At 46.2% G+C, this 9,292-nt stretch carries 8 protein-coding genes and 1 CRISPR repeat array; of the genes, 3 read left to right on the top strand and 5 right to left on the bottom strand.

The window, feature by feature from the left end:
• From JGK39_RS30815 to JGK39_RS30805, 3 genes are all read right to left on the bottom strand, one after another.
• A partial coding sequence (locus JGK39_RS30815; RefSeq protein ID WP_293298616.1) for a transposase occupies window positions 1–843 on the bottom strand: 843 nt, incomplete at its 3' end.
• Between the two features lie 422 nt (window positions 844–1,265).
• Window positions 1,266–1,421, bottom strand: coding sequence for a hypothetical protein (locus JGK39_RS30810; RefSeq protein WP_293261550.1), 156 nt, complete (start codon window positions 1,419–1,421; stop codon window positions 1,266–1,268).
• A 114-nt stretch (window positions 1,422–1,535) separates the two neighbouring features.
• Window positions 1,536–1,814, bottom strand: a complete 279-nt coding sequence (locus tag JGK39_RS30805) for a hypothetical protein (RefSeq protein WP_293261547.1) — start codon at window positions 1,812–1,814, stop codon at window positions 1,536–1,538.
• Window positions 1,815–2,233: 419 nt separating this feature from the next.
• Between JGK39_RS30805 and JGK39_RS30800 the strand changes: the two genes are divergently transcribed.
• Window positions 2,234–3,157, top strand: a complete 924-nt coding sequence (locus JGK39_RS30800) for a hypothetical protein (protein ID WP_293261544.1) — start codon at window positions 2,234–2,236, stop codon at window positions 3,155–3,157.
• Here JGK39_RS30800 and JGK39_RS30795 read toward each other — a convergent pair.
• Window positions 3,125–3,703 carry a hypothetical protein gene (locus JGK39_RS30795; RefSeq protein WP_293322577.1) on the bottom strand — a complete coding sequence of 193 codons (579 nt, stop codon included), beginning with the start codon at window positions 3,701–3,703 and terminating at the stop codon, window positions 3,125–3,127. The genes JGK39_RS30800 and JGK39_RS30795 overlap by 33 nt on opposite strands.
• Window positions 3,704–4,267: 564 nt before the next feature.
• Between JGK39_RS30795 and JGK39_RS30790 the strand changes: the two genes are divergently transcribed.
• On the top strand, window positions 4,268–5,167 hold the full coding sequence (locus JGK39_RS30790; protein WP_293261538.1) for an alpha/beta hydrolase: 900 nt from the start codon (window positions 4,268–4,270) through the stop codon (window positions 5,165–5,167).
• Window positions 5,168–5,303: 136 nt separating this feature from the next.
• On the opposite strand, the gene JGK39_RS30785 is transcribed toward JGK39_RS30790, so the two are convergent.
• Window positions 5,304–5,831, bottom strand: coding sequence for a DUF4330 domain-containing protein (locus tag JGK39_RS30785; protein ID WP_293261535.1), 528 nt, complete (start codon window positions 5,829–5,831; stop codon window positions 5,304–5,306).
• A gap of 428 nt (window positions 5,832–6,259) precedes the next feature.
• Between JGK39_RS30785 and JGK39_RS30780 the strand changes: the two genes are divergently transcribed.
• The gene (locus JGK39_RS30780) at window positions 6,260–7,114 is read left to right on the top strand and encodes a M48 family metallopeptidase (RefSeq protein WP_293261532.1); all 855 of its coding nucleotides are present in this window, start codon (window positions 6,260–6,262) and stop codon (window positions 7,112–7,114) included.
• A gap of 502 nt (window positions 7,115–7,616) precedes the next feature.
• Window positions 7,617–8,906: direct repeats of the CRISPR family, unit length 36 nt; unit sequence GTTTCAATCCCCTTGCGGGGGAGTTGTTTGGGAAAG.
• Window positions 8,907–9,292 lie beyond the last annotated feature (386 nt).

Below are 9,292 nucleotides of genomic sequence, written 5' to 3'. Positions count from 1 at the left end.
CTTGCGGTTTTTGACCATGCCCGACAGGTTCAAGTCTTCCAAAACAATTACTTGGTTTTCCTTGACTATTTTGGTTGACAATTTGTGCAGAAAATCTTTGCGGCTGTCGGCAATTTGGTTGTGCAATTTAGCAATCCGAACGCGGTTTCTATTCCTGCCTTTGGAATCTTTTTGCTGGCGGGCTAACTTTTTTTGAAGTTTGCGGATTTTTCGGTCTAGCTTTTTATAGCTAGGACTTTGACTTTCTCTCCATTGCTCGTCGAGCGCGAAAGTTTTGATTCCCAAATCGATGCCGATGCTGTGGTTTTTAGCATCGACTCGAACGGGTTCAATCTCTACAACAAAACTCAGGAAATAGCGATTAGCGCAATCCTTAATTATTGTGACCGAGCTAGGTTCAGATGGTAACGCCCTAGACCATATAGGGTTGACGATTCCAATCTTGGCTATATAAACACCGCCATTATCTTTTAAGGAAAAACCACCACGGGTTAGCCTTGCCGACTGACTGTTTGTGCGTTTTTTGAACTTGGAATAGCCGACTTTACGCCCTTTTCTTTTACCTTTACAGGAGTCGAAGAAGTTCTTGAAAGCTGTTTCCAGATCGGCTACAGACTGTTGTAGTGGGATTGCCGAAACTCCACTTAACCAAGCTCTTTCTTCAGTCTGTTTTGCCCCAGTTATTACTACTTTCTGAATTGCTGCCGATTTGAGCTTTTTCTCAGACTGTTTGCACAGTGCAAGAGCATCATTCCAGACTACGCGAAGGCAACCAAACAACTGAGAAGCGCTCTGTTTTTGTTGGTCGGTTGGGTAGAATCTGTACCGATACCTTGCTTTCATTTTTTTCTGTTGTTTACTTGTTCTATCATACATACTAGGTTTTGCTGATAAAATTAGCAAAATTTAGAGATAATTAAAGCCGTCCTATAAGGACGGGGCTTTAAACCCATTTCTTTGGTAAGGGGTTTTCCATCAAACCCAAGCTTTTTGACGGTCTAGTTTCCACTTGTTGGAAGTGCCAAGAGTCTCGCTTCTGACAAAATGCAAAACTGTTGGGCTTGACAAATGAGGAATAAATTACAAGGTAGACTGATAAAGTCTCGATCGTAACTATTCTTTTTCTCTTGTCACTAGCGTAACCTCCGCAGACACACTTTGAGTCAGCAGTTTTACCTGATTCCGATCTGGTAGCCACTGTTTTCGGGTGTGTGCACTTCCCAATCGCGCTAGCGCGGTCGGTTGTTGGGGCTGCTGCTTGATATCTACTCAGGTCGATCGACCGTAATATCTAATACGGGGGCGCGTTTGCGCCCATATTTGGCAGATATTGCCGATCGAGCGTGACTGCGGGCCCCTACAATAATTACAGCTAATTTTAACCGACTTGAGACGATCGACCCATCAAACCCCTGCCCCAACCATGAGGCACTGCTGTTCGCGATCGCTCCCTAAAATAAACAGGAAATCCTGTGCGGTCGTACTCGATCGAGGTTCTGCCGAGGAATGGGATTCGGTCGTGGCAACTTAATGTCCTACCTGAAAAAATTATAGCTGATGGCAAGGCATCTGTTTGTTGGTAACGATCGACCCCTACTCAACTTTTGTTCTTGTTTGTCCGGGCGATCGACATTTTGTTCAAAAATCTTAGCAAATGAGGCTGGTTTGAAACTGTTCACAGCCTGAAAGCTAGCTGGACGGACAGCCCTAGGTGCCGGGCACAGCATCCAAAAAGTATTATTTGATGAATCGCAGTAGCATTCCTCAACTGTATGCCCGCGATCCCAACCGCGATCGCAGTCAGTTATTCCCAATTTTTCAATTATTTAATCTAAAATCGAAAATGGTATGACACCGGGCATAGCGAACTCCCAAACTCTTAACAAAAGGCTATATTTTCGTCGCGAGGTTCTCGGAGGGCAAATTCCAGCAATCAAAATACCAGAAATTTTATGATTTTTTAATTTTTGTTTCTTTTGCCGGCACCCAACTCCGATCGCCTTTGAACTCAAGATTGAATCAAAAATATTCGCGCGCTACCTGTTGTGCTTTTCCAAGCTATCTTCAATCACTCTTTTGCGAGTAATGATTTCTCGGAAATTGACTCATTTGTGGCACTCACCAAAAGTTGGAATTTCTGGTATTATAAAATCTCATACTCTTGTTTTGAAAAAAACAAAATCTGTGCAAAAGACGCCTGAATAACTTTAAGTTATTTGTGAAAAAAGTAAGTATGAATCAATTAAAAAAAACTACAGCCAAGCTGAATCAAACGGTAGCGAAAGAATCCGATCGCACTTGGGAACTCGGTCAGCGACCATCCATCGACCTGTCCTTGGAAATGACTGATGCTGGAGCTTTGAGGACATTTAGCAATCTAGACGATCGCCCGCAGGAAACCCCAGAGAGAACCGAAAAAAAACGCCGTTCGGTTGATGGGAAGACCAATAGAGCTCGATCGCCTGTGGTTTCTAGCGCCTTTCTCAAGTGGCTGCTAGCGCGTTTGAGCCGATCGAAAGGTGGGCTGGCGGCTTTCACCCTAGCAGCAGTTTGGGGATGGTGGAACAGTCAGTTATTGCTTTCCACAGGGCTGGGAATCGCAGCGATGATGCTGGTTTACCGAGGGCAGTCCGGGGAATGGCAATTGCTGCGATCGAAAGCCGAGGAATTTTGGGAGGGCCCGAACCGCCGGTTGGTTTTAGCCGTGGGCGCCGGCGGGATTGCTACCTTGGGCGCTTACATGAGTTTGGCCATTTGGGCGGACTCCGATAGCCACTGGGTAGCTTTGAGCCTGATTTTGCAAAATTTTGGCACGATCGCGATGGCAGGGCTGTTGCTGCGCCAAGCGCTGAGTGTGGGAGCCTCAAAAGATGAAGCAGCGCTCGATCGGATCTTGGGAGATTTGACTGATGCTGACCCTGTGAAGCGTTTGATTGCAGTGCGGCAAATGACCGATTTGATGAATCGGGGTGGGTTTAACCGCGTGACTTCTGTCAAAAGTTGGAGCGCCCGTTCCCTGGCTGCTGAGTGCTTTCGCCTGATGTTGAGTCAGGAACCCGAAGCTCTAGTCCGCAATGCCCTTCTTGAAGGTTTGCAGACTTGGGACGATACTTATGGCATTGTTTTAGAAACCAAAAATAAAGTCATCGACTATTAGCTGACCGTCAAAAGCGTAAAATGTAATGCGATGAATATTCGGGGCTTTGACGCGCAGGGGTGTGTTAGGGGCGATCGGAGAATTAGACCCTGCCAGATTTGGTGCTGGCATTTCATCTTGAACGATCGGGTTGCCGTCGATGTCGCAAGCAGATAAAACCGTTCGCCGCGAACTGGTGACAAGTCCTGCTACGCTGCGAACTGGATACTTGAAACTTACTTCTATCAGTCCGCTTTTTGGAGCGCCCATTAACACTGTTGAGCCAGAAACCGTGAGGAATGCTGGGTTTGAAGGTTGGATGGCGACGGCATTGCTAAAAGTCACTCCCCAATGGGCAAACTGGTTTTCTACTACTTCAAAGCATTTCAATTCTTCTAAAGCTAGGCGAACCATTCCCGGTGCGCTAACGCGCGATCGCACATCTAACCCTGAACCCGATCGTTCTGGAGTAGCGACAAAGGTCTGTTTGCCGTTTGAATCCATACTTCGACAGGCAGTATCAAACTCTGCAAACCCGTCAGCTAGAAGACTTTTTGCATCAACCATAAAACCCTCGCGATCCCGTTTCCTAAGCAGTTGCATTTTTTTGAACCTCCCTGATATTAGTTGTTTATTGTGTGTTGGAATTGATAACGGCGAGACTGGTGATTTCATTCTCTGCAATCAGAAGTATCGAAAACCCATCGCCCGCCTTTCAACAGAAACCTTCGACGTTAAAAGCCACTGCTCCGTAAAATATGGTGATTAATTATTCGTCATTGGCTCTCGGCTGTAAACCTGCCGTGCTTATAAGGGATATCTAATACTCCTGCTTTCCGAGTGCCTGCTTTCGGGGTCGGCGAACCGACTTTATTGTGTTGAGGGGTCTTACCCATCATTTGTTATTATCTCCGATCGCGAGTAGTTTGCAAGGGTGAGGATAACTGCACAGCGGCAGCGCGCAAATCACAAAACTTAGTTGCTGTCTGTAGTTTCAGGTTTGACTTATACTAAAATAGATAGAAATCAATACTGAATCTTTACAAAAACCACGCCAGCTTTGCAATCTTTTTAAATAAAGACCGGGCGGCGCGCGAAACTCTACAATCTCACAGCGATTGAGGCTTATTTATGCTTGTTCCTCTCGGCTTCGGTCAGCGATCGATAGTTACTTCTCTCGGCAGAATGGTATATTACACTGCTGAAAAAATGCCTTGGATCGGATTGCCGAACTCAAATTCGGAAAATCTACCGAATTTGGTATTTTTTCACGGTTTTGGGGGCGGGTCGAGTGCCTACGAATGGTCGAAAGTTTATCCGGCTTTTGCAGCGGAATATCGAGTCTTAGCACCGGATTTAATCGGTTGGGGGCGATCGGAACATCCGCAAAAAAATTATCAGGTTGAAGATTATATCACATCTACGATCCAATTTATAGAAAAAACTTGCGGAAGTCCTACGGATGTGATAGCTTCTTCGCTGACTGGGGCGATCGCCATTCGAGCTGCGATCGCCCGCCCGGATCTGTTCAAATCGCTGATTTTGACGATTCCCAGCGGTTTGTCCGACTTCGGACAAGATTACGGCAGCAGTTTCTTCGCTAAGCTTGTCAATACGCCAATTTTAGACCGCTTGCTGTACAGTACCGGCATCGCCACCGACGGTGGGATTCGCAGCTTTTTAGAAGAGCGCCAATTTGCTGATTCCCGTCGAGTGTACCAAGAAATTGTCGATGCTTATCTGCAATCTGCTTTAGAACCAAATGCAGAATATGCAGCCTTGTCTTTTGTGCGGGGAGATTTGTGTTTTGATTTGTCACTTTATATCACTCAGCTAACAACCCCGACTGCGATTATTTGGGGTGAAAAATCTCAGTTTACTAGCCCCGAGATTGGCCAGCGGTTGGCTAATCTCAATCCGGAAGCAATTAAGGTTTTTCAAACTCTGGAAAATGTGGGTTTGACTCCGCAGTTGGAAGTTCCGGCTGTCACTATTGGTTTAATTCGGCAGTATTTAAGGTTGTTTTCTTAAGAGTAAAGAAGTTCGGCAACCAATTCTGTAACGGATTTGACCGATGTCAAGGTACGTAGTTGGGCTTGAGCCTCCTTTACACTTATAGAGAAAGAGGGCCCAAGCCCAACTACGTACCTATTTAACTGTTAACTAACTATTCTTTAACTCGCACGTCAATGACGCTAGCGTTGAAAATGTATTTTTTGCCTTCAAGTTCGAGAGTAGTTCCGATTTTGACTTTCATATTTCCTAAAACCGGGCCGTTTTCAGTAATTTGACCTTTCCCCTCTAGAGTAAATCTCATATTTCTACTGAAAGATTCTTCTTCTCTAGGATCTGGGACAGCTTTTAATGTGCCGTTGGGCTGAGGAACTGCGAGGGTTCTAGTTATGGTTTTTACCTCTTTGATTGTAATCTGACCGGAGGGCTGGTTGCGAATTACTACGTTGATTTTATCGCCGGCTTTGAACAACTCTTGAAAGTTTGTGCCTTTGAGTCCGATCGCAATTGCGTCCATTTCTACGGTTTTGACGCCAGCGCCGCCGACTTGGGCGACGGAACCGCCGGAAGTACCGGGAAAGAAGAAGATGCCGACTGCAACTAGCAGCACAATCATTGCTGCACCTATGTCTAGAATGCTGAGTTTGCCGAACAACCGGCCTTGAGAATCTAAAATTTTCATAAATCGCCTATAAACGCAGAGCGACAGGAGTATCTGTACAAGCCAAAAGATATTACCACAACGATCGCCCAAAATCCGCAGGACTTGGAGAGTCGGGAGATGGGGAGAGTGGTTAAAAATTGGCAACAAGTTAAAATAGCAACTAAGCAGCGTTATATTTCGTCTGCGGGTTTAGTGACTTTTTGAGTTTTTCCTAAAAAAAGAATACCGGGCGGTTGAAACCGCGTCGATAAAGACAAAACCTGCCTCCGCAGGTTGAAGAACGGAGGGTTAAAATTACATTATTCTCTTCGGTCTCTTAGAGAGGGAATTTGTTTTTGTAGATGCGGTTTCAACCGCAGTCTTATCTCCTTCTTCCTGATGACTAATGACTACTGACTAATGACTACTGACTAATGACTACTGACTTCTTTTAGGGCGTATAAATCATGTTAAAAAGTTTTTGGTTGACTTGTCGGCGCAGTTGTGGCGGGGGAATTTATCTATTTTTGTCGGTGATTGTGGCTGCGGGTATCTGCGTGATTTCCCCACAACCGACTCAAGCATTTTCTTTGCCGGAACTGATTTTCCGGGGGATTCAAGTTATTCAATTGTCGAATATGTCCGATCGCCAGGAGGTGACGGTTGGCCGACAAATCAATCAGCAGTTGACGAGTAGGGAGTTTAGGATCGATCGCGATCGGGCTACTACAGCATACATCAACCGCATCGGTCAGCGGCTGGCCCAAGAAAGCGATCGCCCGGATATTCCTTATACTTTTCAGGTGATTGACGACGACAATATTAATGCTTTTGCGACGATGGGCGGTTTTGTTTATGTGAATAAGGGTTTGATGGCGGCGGCGGATAATGAGGCGGAGTTAGCAAGCGTCATCGCGCACGAAATCGGGCATATTAGTGCTCGCCATTCTATTAAGCAAATGCGTCAAATGGCGATCGCATCTGGTGTTGCTTCGGCGGCTGGGCTGGATGGTTCTCGGGCGGTGCAGATAGGGGTGGAGTTGGCTTTGCGCCGCCCGCACAGCCGTCAAGCTGAGTATGAGGCGGATCAGTTGGGTTTGCAAACTATGGGGCGATCGGGCTACGCTCAATCTGGGATGGTTGATTTTATGAAGAAGTTGCTAAATAAGCCTTCTCCACCAAGTATTTTGAGCACTCACCCGGCGACTAGCGATCGAATTGCTGCGATTTCCCAGGCTATAGATCCGGATTTGGCTAGCGGTGAAGGTTTGAATAATGCGGCTTATAAGCTGGAAATACGTCGGTTGTTGCGAGCTTCGTAGTTTTTGGTAGGGTGGGTTAGCGGTGGGTGAGTTGCATTGAAGTGCGATCGAAGCAAAGGTCATTGATATTAACAAGCGCGTAAAACCTACAGTCCAGCAGGGGTTTAAACCCCTGCCTAATAGTGTAAGTCCTCTGAAGAGGACTGATCAATACTTCGGACAGTTTTTTAACGCTCATGCAAGCCGATGGCGAGGAAACCCTGCCATTTTTAACGCATTTTAGGAAACTTAGGGCGCTTACTTAAACCTTAAAAAAATAGCCTACTATATAGCCAGTAAGGGTTTCGGACACTCGATCGGATCTAAAACTGTCCGAAGTATTGCTGATGAGTTCCTAAAAAAAATTCCTTGTGTGGCGATGAATGCAAACTGAAGTAACTCAAATCATAAGTGCTTTTCAGTCCTCTGAAGAGGACTTTCGCTATTAGACAGGGACTTGAGTCCCTGGCGGTCTTTCGGGTCAAGCTGAATCCATGCCTGCAATCCACCGCCCTAAATTCCTATTTTAATCCCCTGACGGGGAAATGATTTGATAAAGTTTTGTGGGAAAGAGCAAGTATGCTTTAAAAGCTTTTAATAGTTTAATATTTCAATCCCCTTGCGGGGGAGTTGTTTGGGAAAGTGTAGGTTCGCTTTGTGGTGGAGGCTCTGAAGTTTCAATCCCCTTGCGGGGGAGTTGTTTGGGAAAGGCTGTGCTTGGTGTAACGCTTGCCGTTGCCAATAGTGTTTCAATCCCCTTGCGGGGGAGTTGTTTGGGAAAGTTATATGGACTTGAATGGTCTGTTGGCTAAAATAAAAGTTTCAATCCCCTTGCGGGGGAGTTGTTTGGGAAAGCTTAAGAGTTGAAATTTGCTTCAAGGAATTTGAGTTTCAATCCCCTTGCGGGGGAGTTGTTTGGGAAAGTTCTGCTCCTCAGATTGCTGGGAAGGACCCCCAGCGTCCGTTTCAATCCCCTTGCGGGGGAGTTGTTTGGGAAAGTCAAATTTATACGACACGGCACAAGCCTACCCCGAGTTTCAATCCCCTTGCGGGGGAGTTGTTTGGGAAAGGTCAGACTGCGAAAGAGGCGGTATCAAAGAGCAAAGAGTTTCAATCCCCTTGCGGGGGAGTTGTTTGGGAAAGTAAAACAGAATTTGATACAACCTACGATTCTACAGTAAGTTTCAATCCCCTTGCGGGGGAGTTGTTTGGGAAAGCAAACTCAAGTCCAACACCGGGAAAAGGTGGGAATACCCCGTTTCAATCCCCTTGCGGGGGAGTTGTTTGGGAAAGCCTACCACTTAGCATCACGGATTAGTGGCGAATGCTATAGAGTTTCAATCCCCTTGCGGGGGAGTTGTTTGGGAAAGGGTTGGGCAATCCATTGAACAAGGCAAGCCAAATGTTTCAATCCCCTTGCGGGGGAGTTGTTTGGGAAAGTTATGCGAAGGCGAAACCACCAACAAACACAAATATAAAATGGTTTCAATCCCCTTGCGGGGGAGTTGTTTGGGAAAGGATTGTGATATCGGCATTTACTGGAGATCAAGTAAGGTTTCAATCCCCTTGCGGGGGAGTTGTTTGGGAAAGTCAATCTCGGTTCGGTCAAGTATGTTTTACCTTCTGGTGTTTTAATCCCCTTGCGGGGGAGTTGTTTGGGAAAGGACTGCTACAGTTCCACCGGTTTTGCCGGAACAAGAGTTTCAATCCCCTTGCGGGGGAGTTGTTTGGGAAAGCAATTAGTTCACAGAGGTTTTAAACCGTGGCAATTCAAATTGTTTCAATCCCCTTGCGGGGGAGGTGTTTGGGAAAGAGTTCGGCTACAAACCCTTACCCAGAAAGCGTTCCAGACGCCAAATCGACGCACTGTTTTTTTACTCTCAATAGATGGGGGGTCATCTTCAACAAGCATAGGATTGAAAACACTCAACCCCAGACTACAAAGACAATCGACGCACCTCAACGAAAGAATCAGGGTTTCACCGATCGCCCTAGGTGCGTCGAAACCACTTGCGGCAATGAAACCCACCGCAGCCGATCGCCCACCTAGATCGAAATCGCTTGCAGTAATGAAACCAACCGCAGGCGACAATCGCAAAATCGGTAGTGCCCTGAAGGAAAGGATCGAGAGAATAAAACTCACGTCAAAGAAAAGTAGGCATTTAGAGTTGTAAATTAGCATTGTAATGATGCACAAAC

Source organism: Microcoleus sp. PH2017_12_PCY_D_A, assembly GCF_020738565.1.
Taxonomy (GTDB): Bacteria; Cyanobacteriota; Cyanobacteriia; order Cyanobacteriales; family Microcoleaceae; genus Microcoleus.
Note: the sequence above shows the minus strand (reverse complement) of the source record. Positions and strands in the feature narration are given on the sequence as shown.